The organism is Paenarthrobacter sp. AT5 (genome assembly GCF_032764245.1).
Taxonomy (GTDB): Bacteria; Actinomycetota; Actinomycetes; order Actinomycetales; family Micrococcaceae; genus Arthrobacter; species Arthrobacter ureafaciens.
Genome location: NZ_CP136441.1, coordinates 717,127 through 740,115 on the forward strand (window position 1 = coordinate 717,127; position 22,989 = coordinate 740,115).

The window sequence follows — 22,989 nt, forward strand, 5'->3', positions numbered from 1 at the left end:
CCACCGTGATCCAGCTTCAGAACATCATCAACGGAGAATCCGTACGCGCCGGACAGACGTTGCCGTTCTTCGACCCCACTACCGGTGAACAGATCGGCACCGCCCCGGACAGCGACGCCGGCGTGGTGGACTCCGCCTTTCAGGCTGCTGCCGCCGCCTTCAAGAGCTACAAGCGCACGACGCCGGGAACCCGCCAGTCGCTGCTGTTGCAGCTTGCCGACCTCATCGAGGCCAACGTCGACCGGCTGCTGGAAGCCGAGGTTGCCTGCACCGGCAAACCGGCCGCGCTGACCAAGGAGCTCGAAATCCTGCGCGGCGCAGACCAGCTGCGCTTTTTCGCCGGTGCTTGCCGCGTGGTTTCAGGAACTGCCCAGACCGAGTACGTGGAAGGGTTCTCCTCCACCATCCGCAGGGAGCCGCTGGGCGTCGTCGCCCAGATCACGCCGTGGAACTACCCGTTCATGATGGCCATCTGGAAGATCGGTCCGGCCTTGGCAGCGGGCAACACACTGGTCCTCAAGCCAGCCGACACCACCCCGTGGTCCACCGTGATTCTCGCTGAACTGGCCCAACAGGTGTACCCCGCCGGTGTAGTGAACGTGGTCTGCGGCGGACGCGAAGCCGGGGCAGCGATGGTGGACCACGAAATCCCGGAAATGGTCTCGATCACCGGTTCCACCCGGGCCGGCGCCCAGGTTATGTCGGCGGCGTCGAAAACCCTCAAGGACGTTCACCTGGAGCTCGGCGGCAAGGCCCCTGCAGTGGTGTTTGCCGACGTCGACATCCAGCGGACCGCCCGCGAAATCGCCCTTGGTGCCTTCTTCAACGCAGGCCAGGACTGCACTGCCGTTACCCGTGTGCTGGTCCACCGGGACATCCACCCGGAGTTCGCAACGGCACTTGCCGATGCTGCCTCCGCCCTGCGTGTGGGGGAGGACCTGGGGCCGCTCAACAGCGCCGCACAGCTGGAGCGCGTGGAGGGTTTCATGACCCGCCTCCCGGCCAACGCCACCGTGCTGACCGGCGGCAAGCGCACCGGCACCGGGTACTACTTTGAACCGACGGTCATTGACGGTGTTTTCCAAAGCGATGAAGTGGTCTGCGACGAGATCTTCGGACCCGTGCTCACAGTCCAGCCCTTCGGAACCGAAGAGGAGGCCTTGGAGCTCGCCAACGGCACCAAATATGCCTTGGCCTCCAGCGTATGGTCCGAGAATCACGGCGTGGTGACGCGGGTTTCCAACGAACTCGACTTCGGAGCGGTGTGGATCAACTGCCATCAGGTGATCCCGGCAGAGACGCCCCACGGGGGGTTCAAGCATTCCGGCACGGGCAAGGACCTCTCCGTCTTCGGGCTTGAGGATTACACCCGCATCAAGTCCGTCACTACGTCCCACCGCTAGGGACGCGTCATGAAACTCGATCTCCTGCTGCAGAACGCAGACATCGTCACCATGGACCCGGACCGTCCCACGGCGGAATCCATGGGAATCTGGCAGGGCCGGATCGTGGGCTTCGACGGAGACCTGGCAGGTCTCGAAGCAACCCAGGTCCTGGACCTGGGTGGCACCACGATCACGCCCGGCTTCATTGATGCGCATTGCCACACCACGTGGTTCGGCCTTGGTTTGGCGGAGCTCGACGTCTCCGGCGCCCGGGCACTGGCGGAGCTTTATGATCTCCTCCGGGGTGCCGTCTCAGGTGGCGTTGAAGCCGGTCGCGAACAGTGGCTCTTCGCCACCGGCTTCAATCAGGCCCACCTGGACGGCGCCTTCCCGGACATCGACGAACTCGACCGCATCACCGGCAATCGCCCTTTCTTCATGCGCCACACGTCAGGCCACATGGCGGTGGTCAACACAGCCGCGCTGCGGCTGGCAGGTGCCGGGTCGCCGTCGTTCCCCGATCCCGACGGCGGAGAAATAGTCCGCGACGCAGCGGGACGTCCCACGGGAGTTGTCCAGGAGACGGCGCAGGAACTCATCCAACAGTTGATCCTGCCGTATTCGCTGGAGGACATCGAGGCTGCACTGGAGCGGGCCACCAAGTACTACGCGTCCGAGGGAATCACGAGCTTCACCGAAGCCGGCGTGGGAGGCGGCTGGATCGGCCACAGCCCCGCCGAGCTGGCTGCCTACCAACGCGCCGCGTCCAACGGACGTTTGCATGCCCGTGCACAGGTGATGCCGGTCCTGGATGTCCTGCATGGCTTGAACGGCCACGCTGCCGACAGCCCCGCCACGGCCCCCATCGGCCTGGATCTGGGGATAGCCACCGGATTCGGGGATGACTACTTGTCCCTGGGGCCCGCCAAGGTATTCCTGGACGGCTCGCTCCTGGGTGAAACCGCAGCGGTCAGCCACGAGTTCTGCAGCCACGGACACAAGGACAACACAGGCAACAAAGGCTACTTCCAAGCCGACCCGGACCAGCTGCGCGAACGCATCGAGGCTGCCTATGCGGCGGGGTGGTCCATTGCGGCCCATGCAATCGGTGACCGCGCCATTGACCTGGCCCTGGACATCATTACCGAATGCCAAGCCACGTACGGTCCCCGACGTATCCCCAACAGGATCGAGCACGCGTCCATGACGCGGCCAGAGCAACTGCCCCGATTGGCCGGGGCGGGCATCGCGGTGACTCCGCAATCGAGTTTCTTCCGCGACCTCGGAGACGCGATGACCGAATCCCTCGGCCCGGACCGGCTGGCCTGGGCCTACCGGGCGTCAAGCTTCCTCGAGGCCGGAGTGGCACTTGCCGGAAGTTCTGACCGGCCCGTCGCCGACGGCAACGTCCTGCGCGGCATGCAGGCATTCGTGGACCGCATGACGGAATCCGGTGCTGTCTTCGGTAATCCGGCCGAACGGCTCACGCCCCGCCAGGCCCTGGCCGCGTACACCTCCGGGGCCGCGGCGGCCACCGGTGCCCTGGCTGATAAAGGGACGTTGACACCCGGCAAGCTCGCCGACTTCACCGTCCTGTCGGGGTCACCGTTGCAGGCACCTGACATCAGTGAACTCCGTGTCCTGGCCACCGCCGTCGGCGGCCGCTTCACGTACCAATCAACCGACTTCCAGGCCGGACTTTCCCCGGAAAGCCCGGTCCTGGCCCGCATCTCTGCAAGCCACAGCGCATAGGGGAAAACATGACCACCACAACCAGCTTCACTGCCCGGGACGCCGTCTTCGTGCAGGATTTCCACACTATGAGCGCATTCGGCGCCACCGAAAACGGCGGCGTGGACCGCCAGGCAGCCACCATCCCGGACGGCGAGCAGCGGCGGTGGCTCACCGCGCTCCTTGAGGAGCACGGTTTCACCGTGAAGTTCGACCGCGCGGGCAACCAGTGGGGCCTCTACGAGGCAGTACCGGGTGCTCCGTTCGTGGTGGTCGGTTCGCACATGGATTCGCAGCCGACGGCGGGACGATACGACGGCGCCTACGGTGTCCTCGCTGCGGCCCACGCCGCGTTCCGTCTGGTGGAGCGCTGGAAGGCAGGCGCACCGGCACCCAGGTTCAACCTCGCCGTCGTGAACTGGTTCAACGAGGAAGGCAGCCGCTTTAAGCCGTCCATGATGGGTTCCTCCGTCTACACGGGCAAGCTCGATCTTGAGGAGGCGCTCAACACCCGGGACGCCGCCGGGGTCACGGTAGGTGATGCCCTGGACGCGATTGGCTGCCGCGGTTCGTTCGAGGGGCCGCAGGCCGCCTACTGCGCCGAGATCCACATCGAACAGGGCCGAAGCATGGAACGCGAAGGGATCACCATCGGCTTGGTGAGCTCCAACTGGGCCGCCAACAAGTACGAATTCGTGGTCCACGGTGAACAGGCGCACACCGGTTCCACCGTGATCGCGGACCGCAAGGATGCCCTGTTGGGAGCCTCCATGCTGGTGGTGGCGGCCCGCGAACTGGCCGACCGTTTCCCCGGAGTCCTGCACACCTCCGTCGGTCAGCTCAACGTCTACCCGAATTCGCCGGTGGTGGTGCCTTCCCGCGTGAACCTGCTCCTTGACCTGCGCAGTGCCGATGAAAGCGTCCTGGCCGAGGCTGACGCCCTGCTGCACGCACGTATTGCGGACATCGAACGGGCAGCCAACGTCACAGTGGAGCAGCACCATTCGCACTCTTGGGCCGTCACGCCATACCAGCCCGAAGGCGTGGAGCTGGCAGCAAAGGTCGCGGCCGAACTGGGGCTCTCCAACAAGGAAGTCATGACGTTGGCCGGGCACGATTCCACCAACATGAAAGATCTTGTTCCCACGGTGATGCTTTTTGTGCCCAGCGTGGACGGCATCTCCCATAACGAACACGAGTACACCAAGGACGAGGACATCGTGGCCGGGCTGGCCATGCTCACCGAGGTGGTCGGCAGGCTCTGCGACGGGGCGCTGGAGGAGTAGCTTTATTTACCCGGTGCCGGTTTCCGGATCACCATGGACGCCGGCGCGGAGCCGCCCACGGCATCCGGGTTGGCGACGTACAGGACATCGTCGTCGATCCTCGCGTCAATGCCCCCTTCGTGCAGCCGCTCCAGCAAAGGTTCCAAGCCGCCGTCGTACTCGAAGGCCAGGTCTCCGGACTCCGGGGCGGTTCCGTGAATCACCTGCAGGATCCCGCCGTTCTTGGTGGTGAAGGTCGCGGATTCGTCGTCGGCTGTCCGGGGACGGGCGCCGATGTTGGCGAGCTCCCGGGCGGAACCGTCGACGTCGGAACTCACCCACGTGGCCACCACGGCAAGTGCCGGGTCGGCTTTGTCCGAGGTAGCCCAACTGCCGTCAGGTGCCCGTTGGGCCTGGCCGGCGAAGAAGCTGAAACCATCCCGGCCGATGACGTGTACGGTCTCGCCCTGCGCGGATTCCGTGACCGTGGCACGGGTGCCGTCGTCACGGGTGCGTCGGGCAAATTCTTCCAGCACGCCGACCTCCACACCGAAAGCGGTGCTGCCGTCCCGGGGTTCGGATTGCTGGTGACTGACCCTCTGCAGCGCAAGGCGACCGGATCCGGCGTCGAACTCCACCCGGTCCCGGGCCTCGGACGTGGCTACCAGCCCCAAAGCTTCCAGCAGCTCAACCCATGGTTCAAGCCGGGACGTGAAATGGGTCGGGCGGGCACGCAGCATGGCTCCTCCTTGGGCGCGGCAGGGTCTCTGCGGTTCAGCCTATGCCGTGAAAGGTGTTTTGACTCCGCTTCCGCATGTGGGGCAGTTGCCAGCAGAATGGGGCCATGGCCGTTGAGCTCGAAGAACTGATGGTTGCCGATGCTTCCGAATGGCGTGACTGGTTGTCCAAGCACGCCGCTGACAGCCCGGGTGTGTGGCTGATCCTGCACAAGAAGGGCGGGAACGTCACGGAGCTTAATTACGACGCCGCGCTGGACGAGGCCCTTTGCTTCGGCTGGATCGATGGACAATCCAAGAGCCGCGACGCCGAAAGCTACTTTCAACGGATGACGCCCCGGGGCCGCCGGAGCATCTGGTCGGCGCGCAACGTGGGGCACATTGCCCGGCTCGAATCCGAAGGCAAGATGACAGACGCCGGGCGTGCCGCCGTCGACGCCGCCAAGGCCGATGGACGCTGGGAGGCCGCCTATGCAGGCCCCGCCGATTCGGTGGTTCCGGACGATCTTGCCGCGGCCATCGCCGCCGTGCCCGAGGCGCAGGCGATGTTCGAGGTACTGACCTCCCAGAACCGCTTCGCCCTCATTCACAGGACCAACCACGTCAAGGGGGCCGACACCCGGGCGCGAAAAATTGCAGGTTTCGTGCAGATGCTGGCCCGCCACGAAACCCCGTACCCGCAGCGCAAAAAACCCAGTACCCCACCGAAGCCCCAAACCCCACCCAAGTAGGTCGCATTTGTGCGCGTTTACAGGGCTCAAAACGCGCACAAATGCGACCCAGTTGGGCTACTCGATGGGGAACGCCACGCCTTCGCCTATGACACGGAGGCTTAGCTCGGTCCCGGGCTTGGTGATGGACGCGTTCCAGTGGCGGATGGTGATGATCTCTCCACCGCCGGGGTACCGGTGGCTGTTGCCCGAAGCGCTGCCGTCCGGTGCCCGGTAGTCTCCGAGCTTGATGCGAACGGTGGTTTCAGGCCCGAAGTAGTCAGTGTCCACCACTACGCCGCGGATAGGACCCTCCGGGGCGATCCGGATCTGTTCCGGCCGGAGCATGAGCTGGACCTTGCCCTGGGCCGGTGGCCGGCGTACCGGAATTCCGCCCAGGGAACAGGTGGCCAAGGAGCCTTCCATCCACGCATCGAGGAAGACTGCGTCTCCAAGGAACTCCGCTGTGGCCCGGTCCGCGGGGCGGGTATAGACGACGAAAGGGTTGCCGATCTGAGCCAGCTTGCCGCCGCGCATGATGGCCACCTGGTCGGCGAAGGAGAGGGCTTCGGCTTGGTCGTGGGTGACCAGGATAGTGGTTACGCCGGCTTCGTTGAGTACCTTGGCGACGGCCCGGCGGGTAGCAACGCGCAGGCCGGCATCCAAAGCAGAGAAGGGCTCGTCCAGCAGCATCAATTCAGGCTCGCGGGCCAGGGCGCGGGCCAGGGCCACCCGTTGCTGCTGGCCGCCGGAAAGCTGGTGCGGCCGGCGCTTTGCCATGGCCGGGTCAAGGGAGACCATGTCGAGCAACCCGGCGACCCGTTCCTTGACCGCACGGCGGCCGCCGTCGAGCTTTCCGGCATCCAAGCCAAAGGCGATGTTCTGCCCCACGGAGAGGTGCGGGAACAGCGCACCGTCCTGGGCCACGTAACCCACTTGGCGTTTGTGGGCGGGAACCCAAACATTGCGGTCTGCCACCGGGGTGCCATCAAGCTTGATGGACCCGGTGTCCGGATGTTCGAACCCGGCAATCAAACGCAGCAGGGTGGTCTTCCCGGAACCGGAGGGTCCCACGATCGCCGTGGTCCCGCCCTTGGCGACCGAAAGGTTGACCCCTTTCAGCACGGACTGCGAACCGAAGTTCTTGGTGACCTCGGCAATGTCCAAGTGTGGGTTGGTGGAGGAGGCCACCGAGGGTGCCACACGCGGCGCGGGGAGTCGGGAAGGGGATTGTTCGGTCACTGTCCGGCAACTTTCTTGGACTGTTGGAAAAGCAGGTAGGTCATGGGTGCCGAGAGCAGGATCATCAGCAGTGCATAGGGGGCTGCGCCGGTGTAGTCGATCTCGCTGCTCTTGCTCCAGAACTCCGTGGCGAGGGTCCTGGTGCCGTTCGGCGACAACAGCAGGGTGGCCGTCAGTTCGTTCACGATGGCCAGGAACACCAAGGCCGCACCGCCGGCAGCTGCCGGTGCCGAAAGCCGGAGGGTGACCCGGAAGAAGGAGACCAGCGGCGCCTTGCCCAGGGACTGCGCGGCTTCGTCGAGCTCCTTGGGCGCCTGGGCGAGCCCGGCCCGCAGGTTCACAAGGGCCCGGGGAAGGAACAGCAGCACGTAGGCGGCGATCAGCACCCCGGCGGTCTGGTACACGCCCGGCAGCACACGGATGCTCACCGTGACGAAGGCCAGGCCCACCACGATTCCCGGAAGGGAGCTGGTGATGTAGTTGGAAAGTTCCAGCATCTTGCTGAACCAGCTGGGGCGCCGCACCGCCAGGTAGGCCATGGGGAACGCCACGATGGTGGTGACCAGGGCCCCGACCGCACCGTACATGAGCGTTTGCAGCAGCGCCGGAATGAACTCATCCGCGGCCCAGACGTCCAGGCCGCCGGCCACAATCCAGCGCAGCACGAACCACACCGGAACTCCGAACGCCAGAACGGTAAGCGCCAGGAGAGCCAGCTGTGCAGGAACCTGGTAGAGGCCCAGGGGCATGCGGGTTGCCTTGGCCTGCGCCCCGGAACCGATGCGGGCGTAGCGTGCTGTTCCGCGGCTCCGGACCTCCACGACCAGCAGGATCAGGCACAGGAAGACCAGGACGCTGGCCAGCATGTTTCCCGCGGTGCCATTGAACGTCGACTGGAACTGAACCATGATCGCCGTCGTAAAAGTATCGAAGCGGATCATCGCAAAGGCGCCGTATTCGGCCAACAGGTGGAGTGCCACCAGGAGCGCCCCGCCGGACATGGCAATCCGGAGCTGCGGCAGGACAACCCGGAAGAAAACAGCCCACGGGCCCAAACCCAGCGATGCAGCGGACTGTTCGATCGCCGGATCCAGGCGGCCGAGCGTCGCCGCGGCGGGAATGTAGACCAGCGGGAAGTAGGAAAGCGTGGCGATCAGGACGCCGGACCAAATCCCCGCCAGGGACGGCACGGCGGACACCCACGAGTAGCTGTTCACGAAGGCCGGAATGGCCAGCGGGGCAGCCAGTGCCACCGCCCACAAGCGGTGGCCGCGCAGTTTGGTGCGCTCCACGAGCCATGCTCCACCCACGCCAAGAACCAGGCAGGCGGGGACCGTAATCACCATCAGCAGGATGGTGTTGAGCAGCAGTTCCGCGACGCGGGGCCGGAAGATGAGTTCGACGGCGGTGTCCCAGCCCGTCGCGGCGGTCATGTAGACCACGTAGCCCAGCGGCAGAAGTGAAAAGAGCGCCGTCAGGATGGCCAGGACGGACACCGTTGAGACGCCGAAAGGCGGGCGAGGGCGCTTGCCCTTGCCCGCCGTCGTCGTGCTTCCCGCTTGGGTGCCGGAAGCCGAAAGGTCGGTACTCACGTAGTTACAGCAGTCCTGCCTTGGTCATCATGTCGGTGACCTTTGTGGAGTTGAGCTTTGCGGGATCAACGGTGGGAGCCTGGAGTTCCTTGATGGGAACCAGCTTCTCGTTGGCATCAACCCCGGAGGCGATGGCGTACTCGAAGGAGGTGCCGTTCTTCAGGATTTCCTGGCCCTTCTTGCCGGTGATGAACTTCAGGAATGCCTGCGCGTCCTCAGCGTGCTTGGAGGACTTCAGGACACCACCGCCGGAAACGGACAGGAAGGCGCCCGGATCCTGGTTCTTGAAGTAGTACGGGGTGACGTTCTTGGAGTTCTCGCCCGTCTTGGCCTGATCGCCGTAGTAGTAATAGTGGTAGATCAGCGCGCCATCCACTTCACCGGCGTTCACGGCCTTCATGGCGGTGCTGTTGCCCTTGTAGGCCTTGAAGTTTTCCTTCATGCCCTTGAGCCACTCTTCGGTAGCGGCCTCGCCCTTCAGTTCAAGGAGGGCCGACACGATTGCCTGGAAGTCGGCGCCGGTGGGGGACGCAGCCCACTTGCCCTTCCACTCAGGGTTGGCCAGGTCCAGCATGGACTTGGGCAGCTTGTCTTCGCTGATCTTGTTCTTGTCGTACACGAAGACGGTGGAGCGGGCAGCGATGCCGGTCCACTTGTTGGTGGAGGGGCGGAACTCGGCGGGAACCTGGTCGACGGTTGCCTTGTCGACGTCGGCAAAGAGACCGGCGTTCTCAACCTGCGCCATTGCGGGTGAGTTCTCGGTCAGGAATACATCGGCCGGGGAAGCTGCGCCTTCCTGGATGATCTGGTTGGACATTTCGGTGTCCGAGCCCTGGCGGAGGGTGACCTTGATGCCGGTCTCCTTGGTGAAAGCGTCGATCCATTCCTTGGTGAGGCTTTCGTGCTGGGCGTTGTAGACCGTGATGCCTTCACCGGAAGCGGATTCGGAGGCGGCCGGGGCGCCGGAGTTGGAGCCACAGGCGGCGAGGCCGAGTGCGGCAGTGGCGGCGAGAGCGATTCCTGCCAGCGCGTTCTTGCGGAGCTTCATGCGGACTTCTTTCTGCGAACAGATGTGGGTGCCCGGAAGACGGTCCGGGCCTCTGCGGGCGGCGGGGATTCGGGGTGCCCGCTGTGAAAAGCGTAGGTTAGGCAACCCTTCTTTACGAAGCCCTGAAGGCCTTATGTGACAAGGATCACGTCAATTACACAAGTTTTGCGTGACGTAATTCCCTAGCCCAGCGTTGCGGCCGCTTCCAATGCCATCCACGCCTGAAGTTGGGTGGAAAGTTCGACGGCGGACCCCTCTGGATATGTTTCGCCGGCCGGACGCTGTGGATCGGAAGAGAAGATGAGGCGGGGCCTGGAGGCTTCCCGGCCGCCGGGGGTCCGTTCCGAACGACCCGTCCACAGGGCCTCGGCGGTAGACAGGACAAGGTCCCTTGCCGCCGAGCGGGTTGACTCCGGGAGCCTGGCGTCCCGGGCGGCCAAGGCCAGGTAGCGCAAGAGTATTCCGGTGAAGAGGCCGCCATCGCCGGTGCCCTCGCAGCGGACGACGCCGGTACCCGGAAGGGTCAGGCCGCGGCCGATTGCCTCGATCAGCCTCGACGCCTGTTCCAGTTCGACTGCTCCGCCCAGTTCCAGAAGCGCGCCGAGTACGGGACCTTGGTTATAGGTGTAGACGGCGCTCTCAAGAACAGGCTCGCCGTTCCTGATCCGCAGGCCGTCCATATACAGGCCCGTGTCCTGGTTCAGAAGCCTGGTGTTGAGCCACGCCACCAAGGCTTTCGCCTTGTCCCTCTGCCCTGTCCTGGCAAAATACAGTGCGATCGGAGCCGTGGCGGGCGTGTTCTTGAAATCCCTCGCGGTACTCCAGTAAGTTCCGCCGCCCAGGTCTTCCGTAGCCGCAGAATCGAACTGCAACGTGAGGCACCTGCGAACGTAGGCGTTGCGGCGCCGTCCGGGCTTGCGGGTCTCCCGGGCCAGTTCCTCCAGCCTGAACGTCGACAGCGCGAGCCAAGCCATGTCGTCATAGAAATGGTTGACGAAGCGGAAGCGGTTCCGGAGCCGGATGGTGGTCACCAGCCGGGAAGCGAGCCTGCCCGCGCTGGGGCGGGAGGCGCCGTCGAACCTTGCTCCCGAGGCGAGTTCCCTGCGGCCCGCGTCCACCAGGCAATCCACATAATGGGCCTGCCACCAGTAGTGCCATGGGCCGAAGAGGCTGAACCTGCCCGGAAAGCTGACGGCGCCGATGTGGGTGCCGGGCAGGAAGAAGAGCCGCTTTCCGAAAGTTCGCGTCACGGAACGCGCTGCAGCGTCGGCCCGTTCTCCCCATACTGCTGCCGGTACTGCGGACAGGGGTGGTTCTGCGCTCGTGCTGGGCATGGATCAAGCCTAGCGGGGAGGAAGTGACGTGCGCCGGGCCGGGATTCCAGTTAACATGCATTAACGGATTTGGGTCTGCATCAAGGAGGATGGATGGACATCAAAGGCACGGTTGCGCTGGTAACAGGGGGAGCCTCGGGGCTGGGAGCGGCCACCGCGCGGAGGCTATTCGACGCCGGAGCTTCGGTGGTGCTGGTGGACCTGCCCCAGTCAGCCGGGGAGGAATACGCCGCTGCATTGAACGCCACGTCCTCCGGGCAGCAAGCAGTTTTCTCGGCTGCCGACGTCACCGACGAAGCCCAAATCCAGGCCGCCATCGATGCCGCGGCGGCCCTGGGCACCCTCCGGATCGTGGTCAATTGCGCCGGAATCGCAACGCCCGGCAAGGTCCTTGGCCGCGACGGCGTGCTACCCCTCGAGGCTTTCAACAAGGTCATCCACGTCAACCTCGTGGGGACCTTCAACGTGGTGCGGCTCGCTGCCGCCGCCATGGTGCAGAACGAACCGGTTACAACCGAGCTAGGTGGCCCGGAGCGCGGAGTCATCATCAACACCGCCTCCGTGGCGGCATTCGAAGGGCAGATCGGGCAGCCGGCTTATGCGGCGTCCAAGGGCGCCGTTGCGGCAATGACACTGCCTCTCGCCCGCGAATTCGCGCGTTCGCTGATCCGGGTAGCAACGATCGCGCCCGGCATCTTCGAGACGCCCATGATGGCCGGCCTGCCGCCGGCAGCACAGGAATCCCTGGGCCAGCAGGTGCCCCACCCCGCCCGGTTGGGCCGGCCCGCCGAGTACGCCAACCTGGCAGCGCACATCGTGGAGAATGCCATGATCAACGGCGAAACCATCCGGCTTGATGGCGCCATCCGCATGGGGCTCAAATGATGGGCGAGGAACTCCCCGCGGCAGACTTCTTTGACTTCGAATCGCTCCTCAGCGTCCAGGAACAACGCAAGCTCAAGGAGCTGCGGGCGTTCCTCGACACCGAGATCGCACCCTACGCCGGCCAGTGGTGGGACCGCGCGGAGTTCCCTGAGCACATCCTTCCCAAGCTGGCGGCACTGCGTCTGAGTGCACCCGCCCAGCGCGGTTACACGCACCTCTTCGCTGGGCTGGTCATCGCGGAGATGACCCGTGTTGACACCTCAATTGCGACGTTCTTCATGGTGCACCACGATCTCTTCGTTGAGTCCCTCTACGACTTTGGCAGTGACGCCCAGCAGGACCGCTACCTCGACGACGCCTCCAACCTCCGCACCACCGGCGCCTTCGCCTTGACCGAGCCGGATCACGGATCCGACGTCGCCGGCGGCATGGAGACCACCGCCCGGCGCGTCGCCAGGCCGGAGTCCGACGGCGGCGACTATTGGGTGATCAACGGCGCCAAGCGCTGGATCGGCAACGGGACGTTTTGTGACTACATGCTGGTGTGGGCCAAGGACGAGGGAGACGGTTCGATCCGGGGCTTCATTGTGGACGCCTCATTGCCGGGAATCACTCGGACCCGCATCGAAAACAAAGTGGCCCTGCGAACCGTCCAAAACGCCGACATCCGGTTCGAGGATGTGCAGGTCCTGGAAGCCGACCGGTTCGAAGGAATCAGTAGCTTCGCCGACACCAACCATCTCCTGAGGGGCTCCCGGATCATGGTGGCCTGGCAGGCCGTTGGGCAGCAGTTGGCTGCCTTCGACATCGCCCGGCAGTACGCCGTGGAACGCACTCAGTTCGGCAGGCCTCTCGCAAGGTTCCAACTCATCCAGCAACAGCTGGTGAACATGCTGGGCAATGCCACCGCCAGCATGGGAATGATGGTCCGTATTGCCCAACTCCAGGAGGGGATCTTCACTGACGCCCACGGCGTGCGGCATGGTGGGGCTGACATGGCACAAGTTGCCCTGGCCAAGGCATACTGCAGCGCACGGATGCGGGAAACCGTCGCGATGGGCCGGTCCATCCTGGGTGGAAACGGTATTGTGACCGATTTCGGCATGGCCAAGGTCTTCGCGGATGCCGAGGCGATCTTTACCTACGAAGGTTCCTTTGAGATCAACTCTTTGATTGTGGGCCGTGCGGTGACGGGACACTCGGCGATCGTTTGACGGAGTGGTCCGGCCGGCGTTGTGGGTCTGCGGGTTCGCTGCTGGCCTGCGTTGGTGCGCGTTGGTCCCCGTTAGTCCGCGGGGAGCTTTTCGCCCGCCTCAACGCGAACATCGATCGAGTTGCCACGGACGGGCATGGGGCAGGTGCCATAGGGCGTGAACGCGCTGGGGTAGTTGATGGCACGGTTGAAATCGATGATCACCGAACCGTCCGGGCGAGGCTTGGGAATGAAGACCTTGCGCCACTCGTCCGTGGTGTCTCCATTGGTCTCGTCGTGGAAGGTCACGTTGAGGGCACCCAGCTTCTCGGCTTCTGCATGCAGCCTGACCTCGTGCGCTATCCCGGGCACGTGGAACACCACTTCGCCAACGGACACATGCACACCGTCTACCAACGGGTTTGCTGTGCCGATGGGAACCTCCACCGGATTCTCATACGCCTCGAACCTCCCCCTGATCACCCATTCCGGGTTGAAGGGGTAGGTGGGGACGCCGGAGAACTCCGTGTAGACGGCGGAGCCGTTGTCACGCGTGCGGATGGCGTACTTGTCCGCACGCATGGCCAACTCCACGACCACCTGAGTGCCGTCCAACCCGCCGTACTGAACCCAGTTCAGCGACTCCTCGTCCTGGAGGGTTTCTGAGTAGGTCCCTATTACAGGGTCACCCGAGGAAACAAACGTCAACCCGTCTTCCGCCGCGGCCGTCAGCGTCGCGGAGGCCCCGTCGGTGGACCAAAACCCCGGGACCAGCTCAAGGGGTTCGGGGACTGACCCCAACCACTGGAAGGACGTGAGCGTCAGCCATCCGTGGTCGGCCGCCAACGCGGCGTTGCGGCCTGCCCGGAACCTCTCCCAGCGTGCCAGTTGTTGATCAGCCGTGGTGGGCGCGCTCATGGTTCTCCTCAGTTCCTTGACTGTTCTCCATGGATTGGAGGACTTCAACCGTACGGACAAACCGTGGTGCAGGGGTAAAAATTCCTTTCCCTTTTTCAGCTACCCCCACCTTAATTTCGTGGCTGCTTAAATGGAGCGGCTCGCGCTGGCCCCCAATACATGCCAGCGCGAGCCGGATCGTGGCAACGCCCTTAGTGCGAACGACGCTGCGACGACCGCCGTGCTGCGCCGAAGGCGAGCAGTGAACCCAATGCCAACAAGGCGGCTGCGGCGAAGATAAAGGCCGGACCGTTGGCTCCCGTGCTGGCCAGTTCAGTGTCGTCCTGGACCTTCTTTGGCTGTTCCGGCGTTTGGCTCGGAGCCTCGACTGCGGGTGTTGTCACCGGCGTGGAGGGCGTCGCAGCCGAGGTGCTGGGCTCGGCTGTTGCGGGTTCCGTCATGGTGGGTGTGGGCATGGGCGTGGTCGGCGTAGGCGTCGGTGTCGGCGTGGCGGTGGTGGGTGTTGGGGTGGGCGTGGGTGTGCTGCTGGAGCGCGTAGGCGTAGGCGTCGGCGTGGCTGTGGTCGGCGTGGGCGTGGGCGTCGGAGTGGCGGTGCCGTCGCCGGTTCCTTCGGCGCTGGTCCGTCGGGTTTCTGCGCCGACCGGATTTTCGATGCCGTCGATCGTCACAGTGCCGGTGTTCGTGTAGGCATCCAACGTCGCATCCGTAACCTCGGTGACGACGAAAAGCTCAACGCGTTCCCCTCTGGGAAGACCCGTCCACGTCACCGTTACTTCCTGCGGTGTGCACTCGATAACAGCGGGGTAGCGATCGGTTTCCATGGGATCGGTGATGTTGCCGTTTGCGTTGACGGTTCGGCCAACGCGCGGTGTGACGTCGTCACAGTCAATTTCCATCCCTGCGGAAGGAGTATCCGTCACCGTCACGTCATTTGAACGCGAGGGCATGGGCGGCATGTAAATGATGGACTCGAGCCGTGTCTGACCCGCATCAGCCCACCACATCGCCTTGCCTGCAGATTCCGGTGCCGGCGTGCAGTCGGTGACGCAGGGGGTGACGGTTACAGGTACACGGACAACACGATCGCCAACGGTGAATTCCAGTTGCTCGCGTTCCTCATCACCCGGAACCTCCGCGTAACGCGTCGAGAAGTTGCACGTGCCGCCCACCTTAAGCGGGTGCGTGGCAACGAAGTCAGTCAGGGTAAAGACCACCAATCCCGAGTCATCGGCCACCGCGGTGGCAACAGTTTCGCCTTCGGGATTGTCCAGGTCAAACGATGCTGCGCCGAACCAGCGAAGCTCTTGGGGCAGCTGCATTTGGAAGGTGTCCCCGGGCTGCGAGTGGTCCGGCACGCTCCACTCGCAGGTCAGATCGACCTGGTCCCATTGGCTTGTCACTACGGAGTTTGTGCTGATGCTGATGCTGGCTCCGGGAATATTTGCAGCAGTGGCCGGCTGCGCAGCCCAGACCAGCGCTAGAGAGGTCAGGAAGACAGCCAGAAATGCGGCCATCAACGCGGTGGTCTTCATGTGAAGCGGTTTATTCATTTTTTTGGGAAGTCCTTAGCATCCTCGAAAGATTTTCGTCATTAATGAGTGGTCGCTTGAGGATGATCATGACGCCAGGTTCCAGGTTTTGCTCAGATGGACTCCGGGCGGGAATTTGTGGACGTGGTTGCCCCTGCGTCGACTGAGAAAGGCAGGAACTTCACCCTTGCCGGGCTGAGGACTCCTTCCCCGAGGGACTCCACGGCGATCTTGCAGTTCAGAAGACGCCCCAGGCTGAAAGCCGAGAGCGGCAGTAACACGTGGACTGAAGAATTCTGGTACATGGCCGTGGCGCCAGTTCCCTTGAGTTCGGCCTGGACCGTATCCCCAAGCAGCGCCAACAGGGTCCAGCAGTGGCTGCGGCCACCCTGTGGTTCGGGGAGGTCGATGACGGCCACGGCGTGCGGCCCTGCGCCCGGATCTTCGACGGAGACTTCGTGGATCCGACGCTGGAAGTGGGCTGGTGTGGCGAGTCCTGTGTAGACGTCGGTGCACGAGATGGGCGGGACCGTTTCGGACACCTCCGCCCAGCCCTCTGCCAGGGACTGGAGTGCGTCGATATCCAGTGTTTGGTCAGCAGCAACAAAGAGGGCCCGGAAGTCAGTCATGGTTTCACTGATCCCCACACCGTTTCTGGCCCTGGCCGCACCCAATGACCTGGCGGTCATTGCGGGGACCGAATAGCACGTTGCCAAGGACGTGACTACTGTGCGCACTTCAGGCAGCAACCAATCCGCCCGGAACCGCCAGCCCCTCTTGTAGCTGGCTGTCTGCCACCGCCGGAGGAGCACATGGCGCGGAAATGAACATTCGGCGAGGGATTTGTTCCGGAACGATGTCATATGCGGATAGTGCCCCCTTGTTCCCGATCGTGACGTAGTTTTCCAAGGCAACGTTTTTAAAGTCTTTAGAAAAACTCGCGTCACATCTGCTGGCCCGCCATCACTGCATTTATATGGGCGCAATTCTCTATGTTGTGTGGATGCCATAGTGGCCTCCAGGAAAAACACAAACAATAATTCCGGCGCGGATGTTCTGAGCGACGGACACTATATCGAATTGGTACGCGGCGGCGACATGTCTGCCTTCGACCACCTCTACGAGAGGCATATATCCATCGCCGCTGCGGTTGCCCGGCGGAACGTGGACAACCCCAGTGACGCCGAGGACGTGGTGGCCGAGGCCTTTCAGGCGGTGCTGCAAAACCTGGTCGCCGGGAAAGGGCCCAACAACTTCTTCCGGGCGTATCTCCTGTCCACCGTCACCAGGCTTTCCCACCACCGCAACCGCAAAGCGGGAAGCACTCTGCCCAGTAGCGACGACGCCGTATTGGACCGCCCACTGTCGGAACCGGATGCCGCTATCAAGGCTTTTGAATCGGATGCTGTCGCCAAGGCATTCCAAGCGCTGCCCGAACGCTGGAAGGCCGTCCTGTGGTACCTCGACGTGGAACGGATGAAGCCCGCCGCGGTGGCACCCATCCTTGGCCTCTCACCCAACGCGGTCTCAGCGCTCGCTCTGCGCGCCCGGGAAGGCTTGAGGAGACAGTACTTACAGGCCCACGTGGCTGATGAACACGACGATGAATGCGCCGTGTATGCCTCGAAGCTAGGCCAGTACATCCGTGGTGGATTGTCCCGGGCAGCGTCGCGGAAAATGCGCCAGCACCTGGGCGGTTGCTCAAAATGCACCCACGCCCTCTCCGAACTGAAAGATGTCCAAGGAAGCATGAGGGCTGTGCTTCTTCCCATGGTCACCGGAGTTCCGGTGGCTTTATGGGCCGGCAAGGGTGCCGGACTGGGAGTTCTGGGCGGACTTGCCCCGGTAAAGGCGGCCATCGTGGCTCCTGCCATCAGCCAGCCAGTGATGATGGCCGTCGTTGCGGCGGCGGGTTTGGGGCTGGCCTTGGGTGTTTCGGGGGTTGCCGGTCTTTTTGTTCCAGAAACTCCGGTGGTCAACCGTGCCGACTCCATGCAGCCCGAGGCCCAATCTTCTGTCTTTCCCTCGTGGCCACAGTCAACGCCCTCCGGTCAGGCAACAGGGACTCCTTCGGCATCCGCGCAGGAACAGGCCCCCGAGTCGGCACTGCCCTCCGCCGCATCGGCCCCCGCGCAGATGCAGCCAACGGAGCAGGAACAGCAACCATCCGATGAGCGGGAAGTCCCAAAAGCTGCCGGGGTGCAGGGAGCTGCGCCAACGGAAGAGCTGCCGCCGGGAAGTCCACAAGAGTCGCTGCAGCCTCAGCGGGAACCGGTCCCTGCGCCCGATGAACCCGATGAACCGGATGAACCGGATCAACCGGATGAACCGGATCAACCGGCGAATCCCACTGCACTTTCGACCTCTGTTTGGGCGGCTCAGGACGCCCGCACAGGCCTGACCGCGGTTCACGTGCACTTCCTTCAACGAGGGGCAGCACCCTCCGGGCCGGGTACGGCCACCTTCACACTAGGCCCTGATGCCCGCATCCTGGAGAAGTCGTTGACTGTCCCCAAGGGGTGGACTTGCTCGTTCCAAGGCCAACAAACCGTCACTTGTAACACTGGTTCCATCCGGCCCGGCAAGCTGCACTTCCATATGACCGCAGAAACCACGAGCCGGCCGGTCGGCGGCGTCCTCACCTACTCCTTCAGTGGCAGCGAATTCAGTACGGGCAACCTCCGCTATGAGTACTGAGCTCGCGGTCGCGGCGACTGAGCGCTGCATCACACCGTCCGGTACGTCATGAAGGGGGGACCTCCTCCACTGCTTGATAGCAGCACCCGAGGTGGGGCTAGCTATCCGCGAACTTAGGGGAAGAATGAAAGCGACGTTGTTCGTCGTTGCGGGCGCGCTTGGCGCCTTGGCGGTGGTTGGGGCCATCGCTCCCGCCGGAAAGAACTGGATAGTCCGCAGGTTCAGGACACCACACCGATTGAGGTGGGCCATGGCCTGCGCCGGGGGAGTACTGCTTGCCGCGTTGGTGATGAGCCTGCTGACGCCACTCCTTCGCTCATTGCTTGAGGGCCTCGTCCTGCTGAGCGGAGCCTCGCTGCTGGTGGGCTTCCTCGTGTCCCCGGCATTGAGGATTGATCACGGCGTTGCGACTCAGCCGCGCCGAGTACTGGCCATCGGAGCGCACCCGGATGATCTTGAATTGGCGTGCGGGGCTACCTTGGCGAAGCTCGCAGATGCCGGGCACGAGGTCCGCACGTTGGTGATGAGTGCGGGAAGCCAAGGCGGCGACAGCACCGTACGCACCGTCGAGGCTTCATCCGGTTCGGAGTTCATGGGCGCCGCGGAAGTACAGGTTCACGACTTCAAGGACACCAAGCTGTCCCAGCAGGGCCAGGAGATGGTTCAAACCATTGAGGCCTTCATCAAGGATTTCAATCCGGATGTTGTGATGACCCATTCAGGGCATGACTACCATCAGGACCACTTGGCGGTGCATCAGGCCACCATGCGTGCGGCCCGCCAGCACTCATCAATCTTGTGCTTCGAAAGCCCGTCTGCCACGAGGCAATTCAATCCGAGCGTCTTTGTGGACATCGCAGGCTACGTGGACGTGAAGATCCACGCTGTGTCCATGCACCGCGACCAGAAGGGAAAGCCCTACATGAGCCCTGAGCGAATCCGCAGCCTGGCAGCGTTCCGGGGCTCCCAGGCCAAGCAGAACTACGCGGAGGGCTTCGAGCCCGTCCGTTTGCTCGGTTCAGCAGTGGGGGAATTCTGATGGCACGCTTTCTGGTAACGGGCTTAGGGGGTCCGGCAGGTTCGTCACTGGCGCAGCAACTCCGGTCGCGGGGGCACTGGGTGCTCGGTGTTGATATGGAGGACGTTGATCCTTCCCTTGCGGACGTCGTCGTGCGCGTATCGCGTGCCTATGCTCCGCAATACCTTTGGGAACTGCGTGGGCTTGTGGCTTCACACGGCGTAGATACAGTCATCCCGACAGTCAGCGACGAATTGGTTCTGGTTGCCCAGGCCCGTGATGATTTTGCACCGGGCGTCGGAGTCGTGATCGGACACCCCGCTCCCGTCCACATAGCCAACGACAAATTCCTCACCATGACCTGCCTGGACACCGCAGGTGTAGGCGTCCCGGACTTCGCGCTTCCCGGCAGTTTCGATTCCGCGGAAGAAGCCATGGATTTCCTGGGCGGTCCTATCGTGGTCAAACCGCGCGTCTCCCGGGGAGGACGTGGAGTCCGCGTCCTTGAGAAGCTCGCGGACCGGGGCCGCCACGCCGCACGAATATGGTCCACTATCGACGACTCATGGATTGTCCAGCGCTTCGCACCCGGAACCGAATTCGCGCCTGTCGTTCACCGGGCGGAAGGAGGGTCCGCCGTCGTCGTCGTGCTCGAGAAGACCGAGCTCAAGCAGGGGCGGATAGGTAACGCCGTGACGGTACGCCGGACAGACAGCCCGGCCAATGCCGACGTAGCCGGGCTGGCCCGGGATGCAGTCGACGCCCTGGCCCTGGTGGGACCGGTGGACCTGGACATCAGGCGCATGCCGGATGGGACTCCCGTCGTGCTGGAAATCAATGCGCGTTTCGGGGCCAACAGCGCACATGCACCGGAGCTTTTGGACAGCGTGTTGGCTGCCCACGTCCGAGGGCTGCCTTCGGGGCTGGCAGGGTGACGCTGGTCGACGTCGCGCTTGCCTTTGTCCAGATCGGAGGCCTGGTGATTTTGGCGTTTGGCGCCGTCAAGATCCTTTACGTTCCCTTGGCTTTGTACTTCAACCGCATCCACCGGCCCCGGGGGGTTAGGCACAAGTACTCCCTGGCCGAGGGCAGGCCGTTGGTTTCGGTCATCGTCCCCGGCTACAACGAGGCAGTGGTGATCACCAACTGCGTAGAGTCCATCCTGGCCAGCCGTTATCTTCGGCTGGAAATTATCCTGGTGGACGACGGGTCAACGGATAACACTGCCTCCATCATGGCCGGGCTTGCGGATCAGCATGACCGGGTTCGTTTCATTTCCAAGGCCAATGGCGGAAAAGGTGCCGCGCTCAACACCGGAATCGCTGCCGCGCACGGGGATGTACTGATGTTCGTGGATGCGGACGGCATCTTCGCCCCGGACACTGTCCTGTACATGCTGGAGGGCTTCGACCATCCAAAGGTGGGCGCCGTGTGCGGCGATGACCGCCCGGTGAACCTGGACCGGATTCAGACCAGAATGCTCGCCATCCTCAGCCATGTGGGTACAGGGCTCGTCAGACGGGCTTTGTCGCTGATGCACTGCCTTCCGATCGTTTCCGGCAACATCGGCGCCTTTCGCACGGACCTGGTACGGCAAGTCGGCGGGTTCTGCGAAGACACCCTGGGTGAGGACCTTGAGCTGACTTGGCGCGTCTATGGCGCAGGCTATCGGGTCAACTTCCAACCGAAGGCACTGGTTTATGCCGAGTCGCCGTCCACCATGGGCGGTCTGTGGCGGCAACGCGTGAGGTGGTCGCGTGGCCTCCTGCAGACCCTGCGCATGCACGCCGGGATGCTGGGCACATGGGATCACGGGCCCTTTGGGCTGTTCCTGATTTTCAACGCCGTCACCATGGTGCTCATCCCTGTCCTGCAACTGTTCATCCTGGGCATACTGCCGTTCCTGTATCTCGCCGGGAAGGGACCCATCCCTGGGGAGGTGCTCGCCATCCTGGGGTGGCTGGGCCTTTTCGTATCCTTGCTGCTGATCGTCTTCTCCATTGGGCTGAACAAGTCCTGGCGCGATCTCCGCTTCGTGTGGACGGTGTTTCTGTGGCCGTTTTACTCAGTCTTCGTGGGGCTGGCGTTGGCGAGCGCGATCGTCAAGGAATTGCGGGGCAGCCCCGCCCGGTGGAACAAGCTTCAGCGCACAGGGGTGGTCTCAGTCAGTGCAACGGACGGCGACCTCGCCACCGGATCCCCAACATGAAGCGAAAGGTAGCGGCCGCTATGGCGGCACTCGTGGTGGCGGCGTCATCTCTGGTGATGACGTCGTCATCTTCGGCGCAATCTTCGCGGCCCGCCGACCGAATGGTCAACCTCGGGTTCGAGGACATTGCCACCAATGATCCCGGGCATCTTCCCCGGCTTGCGGGTCAGCTCGATGCCGTGGATGCCACAGCCGTTTCCATTGCCGTGGGCCGCACCGACTGGACGGCATTTCCGTCCTATAGCAATCCCAACGCTGTCTCCGGTGCAGTTGCGGCGACAGGCCGGGATTATGTTGCCGAGGCCATCAAGGCCGTAGGTACTTCGGCGGGAGGGCGGCAACGGGACATTGTCCTGACCATCGATGTTCTCCTGGGCAGAAGCCTTGGGGAGGATCCTTCCCTTGCAGGTCGGAATGCAAGCGGACAACGGTCGTCGTCGTTCGCGAGCGTCAATGCCCTCCGGAACGGGGAGGCGGGTGACCGGTTGGCCGCCCTGGCATCGGAAGTCGCCGAACGGTATCGCCCGACGGCGGTGGACCTCACCGAGCTGATGTTTGACGACTTCACATTCGGCACTGATGACCTTGAAGATTTCAAGACGACCACCGGGCTGAAGGACTGGCCCCGGAACAGCAGCGGTTCCATCGACGCCGCGGACGCCCACCTCCGCACGTGGCGCAGCGAGGCAGTGGCGGACATCGTCCGCAAGGTGCGTGCCGCCGTCGAGCCTTATGGAGTCCGGACCGAGACCGACGTGCGCTCGCCGCTGGTGCTGGCCACCGGGGATCGCTCGGACAGTGGGCATGACTACGACCTCCTCCTTAAACAGCTCGATCGTCTCCATGTCTGGCAGTACGTTGGGCTGAACGATGCCGACGCACCCCCAACCAAGGAGCTGGTCCGGGCCATGAACCGGCGTGCCGGTTGGCGTATGTCCCTGTCGTTGGGCCTGTGGTCTTCGGAAGGGGTCATCACGCCTGAGCGGCTTGGGCGGGAACTCCGGGACGCCGCCCGCAGTGGCGCCGCCTCGGTGTCGGTGACGCCGGCAAGCTTGATGACTGACGAGCATTGGGAGGTCCTGAAGAAGGCCTGGTCGGGGCGCTAGAAGCCCCTGTCCGTGTATGTGCGGCGGGCGTACCCTGATTGGCATGGGGATGGAGGGCGTGATTTCCGCAGTTGTCAGCTTGGGGCTTGTCCTCGCGTCGATCTGGGCGGGGGTGCGTTTGGTGGGTAGGGGCGTCCCGGCGAAAGGGGCTACCGGTACGCTCGGCAGTGTTCTGTCCATGATCGAGCCGGCCACCGGTGCGCCTACGCGGTGGGAGTCCGCGGCGGCCGTTGAAGAGATGCGGCAACGCAGGCACGAGCACTTGACGGCGGGGCCCCGCGTACCGGGCGGCGACCCCTACGACGGCAGGATTGTGCTGGGCCGCGGGCCCACCATCAAGGACGACGGGCGCTTCACGGAAACCAATATTTGAGACGCATTCCCGCGGTAT

20 protein-coding genes are annotated in these 22,989 nt (G+C 63.7%); 12 read left to right on the top strand and 8 right to left on the bottom strand.

Annotated features, from left to right (window positions below):
- Nucleotides 1-5: 5 nt before the first annotated feature.
- Genes RI444_RS03430 through RI444_RS03440 form a run of 3 tightly spaced genes read left to right on the top strand, consistent with a single transcriptional unit; the run spans nt 6 to nt 4,402 of the window.
- On the top strand, nt 6-1,403 hold the full coding sequence (locus tag RI444_RS03430) for a gamma-aminobutyraldehyde dehydrogenase (RefSeq protein WP_207605126.1): 1,398 nt from the start codon (nt 6-8) through the stop codon (nt 1,401-1,403).
- A gap of 9 nt (nt 1,404-1,412) precedes the next feature.
- The gene (locus RI444_RS03435) at nt 1,413-3,137 is read left to right on the top strand and encodes an amidohydrolase (protein ID WP_179014337.1); all 1,725 of its coding nucleotides are present in this window, start codon (nt 1,413-1,415) and stop codon (nt 3,135-3,137) included.
- Between the two features lie 8 nt (nt 3,138-3,145).
- Nucleotides 3,146-4,402: a M20 family metallo-hydrolase gene (locus RI444_RS03440; protein ID WP_207605125.1), complete on the top strand. Its 1,257-nt coding sequence runs from the start codon at nt 3,146-3,148 to the stop codon at nt 4,400-4,402.
- Between the two features lie 2 nt (nt 4,403-4,404).
- Here the strand turns inward: RI444_RS03440 and RI444_RS03445 are convergent, their stop codons facing one another.
- Nucleotides 4,405-5,121 carry a hypothetical protein gene (locus tag RI444_RS03445; RefSeq protein WP_207605124.1) on the bottom strand — a complete coding sequence of 239 codons (717 nt, stop codon included), beginning with the start codon at nt 5,119-5,121 and terminating at the stop codon, nt 4,405-4,407.
- Between the two features lie 104 nt (nt 5,122-5,225).
- On the opposite strand from RI444_RS03445, the gene RI444_RS03450 reads away from it, so the two are divergent.
- Nucleotides 5,226-5,849: a YdeI/OmpD-associated family protein gene (locus RI444_RS03450; protein ID WP_207605123.1), complete on the top strand. Its 624-nt coding sequence runs from the start codon at nt 5,226-5,228 to the stop codon at nt 5,847-5,849.
- Nucleotides 5,850-5,906: 57 nt separating this feature from the next.
- On the opposite strand, the gene RI444_RS03455 is transcribed toward RI444_RS03450, so the two are convergent.
- From RI444_RS03455 to RI444_RS03470, 4 genes are all read right to left on the bottom strand, one after another.
- On the bottom strand, nt 5,907-7,070 hold the full coding sequence (locus tag RI444_RS03455) for an ABC transporter ATP-binding protein (protein WP_207605122.1): 1,164 nt from the start codon (nt 7,068-7,070) through the stop codon (nt 5,907-5,909).
- Nucleotides 7,067-8,662 (bottom strand): ABC transporter permease, encoded by a 1,596-nt coding sequence (locus RI444_RS03460; protein WP_170828561.1) that lies wholly within the window; start codon nt 8,660-8,662, stop codon nt 7,067-7,069. The genes RI444_RS03455 and RI444_RS03460 overlap by 4 nt, the downstream gene beginning before the upstream one ends.
- A 4-nt stretch (nt 8,663-8,666) precedes the next feature.
- Nucleotides 8,667-9,710 (bottom strand): iron ABC transporter substrate-binding protein, encoded by a 1,044-nt coding sequence (locus RI444_RS03465; protein ID WP_207605121.1) that lies wholly within the window; start codon nt 9,708-9,710, stop codon nt 8,667-8,669.
- A 182-nt stretch (nt 9,711-9,892) separates the two neighbouring features.
- On the bottom strand, nt 9,893-11,044 hold the full coding sequence (locus RI444_RS03470; RefSeq protein WP_179014351.1) for a glycoside hydrolase family 76 protein: 1,152 nt from the start codon (nt 11,042-11,044) through the stop codon (nt 9,893-9,895).
- A 93-nt stretch (nt 11,045-11,137) separates the two neighbouring features.
- On the opposite strand from RI444_RS03470, the gene RI444_RS03475 reads away from it, so the two are divergent.
- Both RI444_RS03475 and RI444_RS03480 read left to right on the top strand, forming a co-directional pair.
- Nucleotides 11,138-11,929 (top strand): SDR family NAD(P)-dependent oxidoreductase, encoded by a 792-nt coding sequence (locus RI444_RS03475; RefSeq protein ID WP_062095152.1) that lies wholly within the window; start codon nt 11,138-11,140, stop codon nt 11,927-11,929.
- Complete coding sequence (locus tag RI444_RS03480; protein WP_062095154.1) at nt 11,926-13,143, top strand: acyl-CoA dehydrogenase family protein; 1,218 nt, start codon at nt 11,926-11,928, stop codon at nt 13,141-13,143. The genes RI444_RS03475 and RI444_RS03480 overlap by 4 nt, the downstream gene beginning before the upstream one ends.
- Nucleotides 13,144-13,214: 71 nt before the next feature.
- Here RI444_RS03480 and RI444_RS03485 read toward each other — a convergent pair whose 3' ends face one another.
- From RI444_RS03485 to RI444_RS03495, 3 genes are all read right to left on the bottom strand, one after another.
- Complete coding sequence (locus RI444_RS03485) at nt 13,215-14,039, bottom strand: DUF1684 domain-containing protein (protein WP_069694651.1); 825 nt, start codon at nt 14,037-14,039, stop codon at nt 13,215-13,217.
- Between the two features lie 191 nt (nt 14,040-14,230).
- Nucleotides 14,231-15,589 (bottom strand): Ig-like domain-containing protein, encoded by a 1,359-nt coding sequence (locus RI444_RS03490; RefSeq protein WP_207605120.1) that lies wholly within the window; start codon nt 15,587-15,589, stop codon nt 14,231-14,233.
- Nucleotides 15,590-15,681: 92 nt separating this feature from the next.
- Complete coding sequence (locus tag RI444_RS03495) at nt 15,682-16,197, bottom strand: hypothetical protein (protein WP_241650926.1); 516 nt, start codon at nt 16,195-16,197, stop codon at nt 15,682-15,684.
- A gap of 469 nt (nt 16,198-16,666) precedes the next feature.
- On the opposite strand from RI444_RS03495, the gene RI444_RS03500 reads away from it, so the two are divergent.
- The 6 genes from RI444_RS03500 to RI444_RS03525 all read left to right on the top strand — a co-directional run bounded on the left by RI444_RS03500 (nt 16,667) and on the right by RI444_RS03525 (nt 22,971).
- Nucleotides 16,667-18,265, top strand: coding sequence for a sigma-70 family RNA polymerase sigma factor (locus RI444_RS03500; protein ID WP_207605119.1), 1,599 nt, complete (start codon nt 16,667-16,669; stop codon nt 18,263-18,265).
- Nucleotides 18,266-18,389: 124 nt separating this feature from the next.
- Complete coding sequence (locus RI444_RS03505) at nt 18,390-19,304, top strand: PIG-L deacetylase family protein (RefSeq protein ID WP_083261935.1); 915 nt, start codon at nt 18,390-18,392, stop codon at nt 19,302-19,304.
- Complete coding sequence (locus tag RI444_RS03510; RefSeq protein WP_062095164.1) at nt 19,304-20,218, top strand: ATP-grasp domain-containing protein; 915 nt, start codon at nt 19,304-19,306, stop codon at nt 20,216-20,218. Before RI444_RS03505 ends, RI444_RS03510 begins: the two co-directional genes overlap by 1 nt.
- Nucleotides 20,215-21,492 carry a glycosyltransferase gene (locus tag RI444_RS03515; RefSeq protein ID WP_207605118.1) on the top strand — a complete coding sequence of 426 codons (1,278 nt, stop codon included), beginning with the start codon at nt 20,215-20,217 and terminating at the stop codon, nt 21,490-21,492. The genes RI444_RS03510 and RI444_RS03515 overlap by 4 nt, the downstream gene beginning before the upstream one ends.
- Nucleotides 21,489-22,598, top strand: coding sequence for a hypothetical protein (locus RI444_RS03520; RefSeq protein ID WP_242703147.1), 1,110 nt, complete (start codon nt 21,489-21,491; stop codon nt 22,596-22,598). Before RI444_RS03515 ends, RI444_RS03520 begins: the two co-directional genes overlap by 4 nt.
- Nucleotides 22,599-22,641: 43 nt before the next feature.
- Nucleotides 22,642-22,971, top strand: coding sequence for a hypothetical protein (locus RI444_RS03525; protein ID WP_207605117.1), 330 nt, complete (start codon nt 22,642-22,644; stop codon nt 22,969-22,971).
- The last annotated feature ends 18 nt before the right edge of the window (nt 22,972-22,989 follow it).

Excerpts from the sequence above, each read along its gene's own strand:
- RI444_RS03435 (WP_179014337.1), top strand. The coding sequence starts at position 1,413 with ATGAAACTCGATCTCCTGCTGCAGAACGCAGACATCGTCACCATGGAC.
- RI444_RS03440 (WP_207605125.1), top strand. The coding sequence starts at position 3,146 with ATGACCACCACAACCAGCTTCACTGCCCGGGACGCCGTCTTCGTGCAG.
- RI444_RS03445 (WP_207605124.1), bottom strand. The coding sequence starts at position 5,121 with ATGCTGCGTGCCCGCCCGACCCATTTCACGTCCCGGCTTGAACCATGG.
- RI444_RS03450 (WP_207605123.1), top strand. The coding sequence starts at position 5,226 with ATGGCCGTTGAGCTCGAAGAACTGATGGTTGCCGATGCTTCCGAATGG.
- RI444_RS03465 (WP_207605121.1), bottom strand. The coding sequence starts at position 9,710 with ATGAAGCTCCGCAAGAACGCGCTGGCAGGAATCGCTCTCGCCGCCACT.
- RI444_RS03470 (WP_179014351.1), bottom strand. The coding sequence starts at position 11,044 with ATGCCCAGCACGAGCGCAGAACCACCCCTGTCCGCAGTACCGGCAGCA.
- RI444_RS03475 (WP_062095152.1), top strand. The coding sequence starts at position 11,138 with ATGGACATCAAAGGCACGGTTGCGCTGGTAACAGGGGGAGCCTCGGGG.
- RI444_RS03480 (WP_062095154.1), top strand. The coding sequence starts at position 11,926 with ATGATGGGCGAGGAACTCCCCGCGGCAGACTTCTTTGACTTCGAATCG.
- RI444_RS03485 (WP_069694651.1), bottom strand. The coding sequence starts at position 14,039 with ATGAGCGCGCCCACCACGGCTGATCAACAACTGGCACGCTGGGAGAGG.
- RI444_RS03490 (WP_207605120.1), bottom strand. The coding sequence starts at position 15,589 with ATGAATAAACCGCTTCACATGAAGACCACCGCGTTGATGGCCGCATTT.
- RI444_RS03495 (WP_241650926.1), bottom strand. The coding sequence starts at position 16,197 with ATGACTGACTTCCGGGCCCTCTTTGTTGCTGCTGACCAAACACTGGAT.
- RI444_RS03500 (WP_207605119.1), top strand. The coding sequence starts at position 16,667 with ATGTCTGCCTTCGACCACCTCTACGAGAGGCATATATCCATCGCCGCT.
- RI444_RS03505 (WP_083261935.1), top strand. The coding sequence starts at position 18,390 with ATGAAAGCGACGTTGTTCGTCGTTGCGGGCGCGCTTGGCGCCTTGGCG.
- RI444_RS03510 (WP_062095164.1), top strand. The coding sequence starts at position 19,304 with ATGGCACGCTTTCTGGTAACGGGCTTAGGGGGTCCGGCAGGTTCGTCA.
- RI444_RS03520 (WP_242703147.1), top strand. The coding sequence starts at position 21,489 with ATGAAGCGAAAGGTAGCGGCCGCTATGGCGGCACTCGTGGTGGCGGCG.
- RI444_RS03525 (WP_207605117.1), top strand. The coding sequence starts at position 22,642 with ATGGGGATGGAGGGCGTGATTTCCGCAGTTGTCAGCTTGGGGCTTGTC.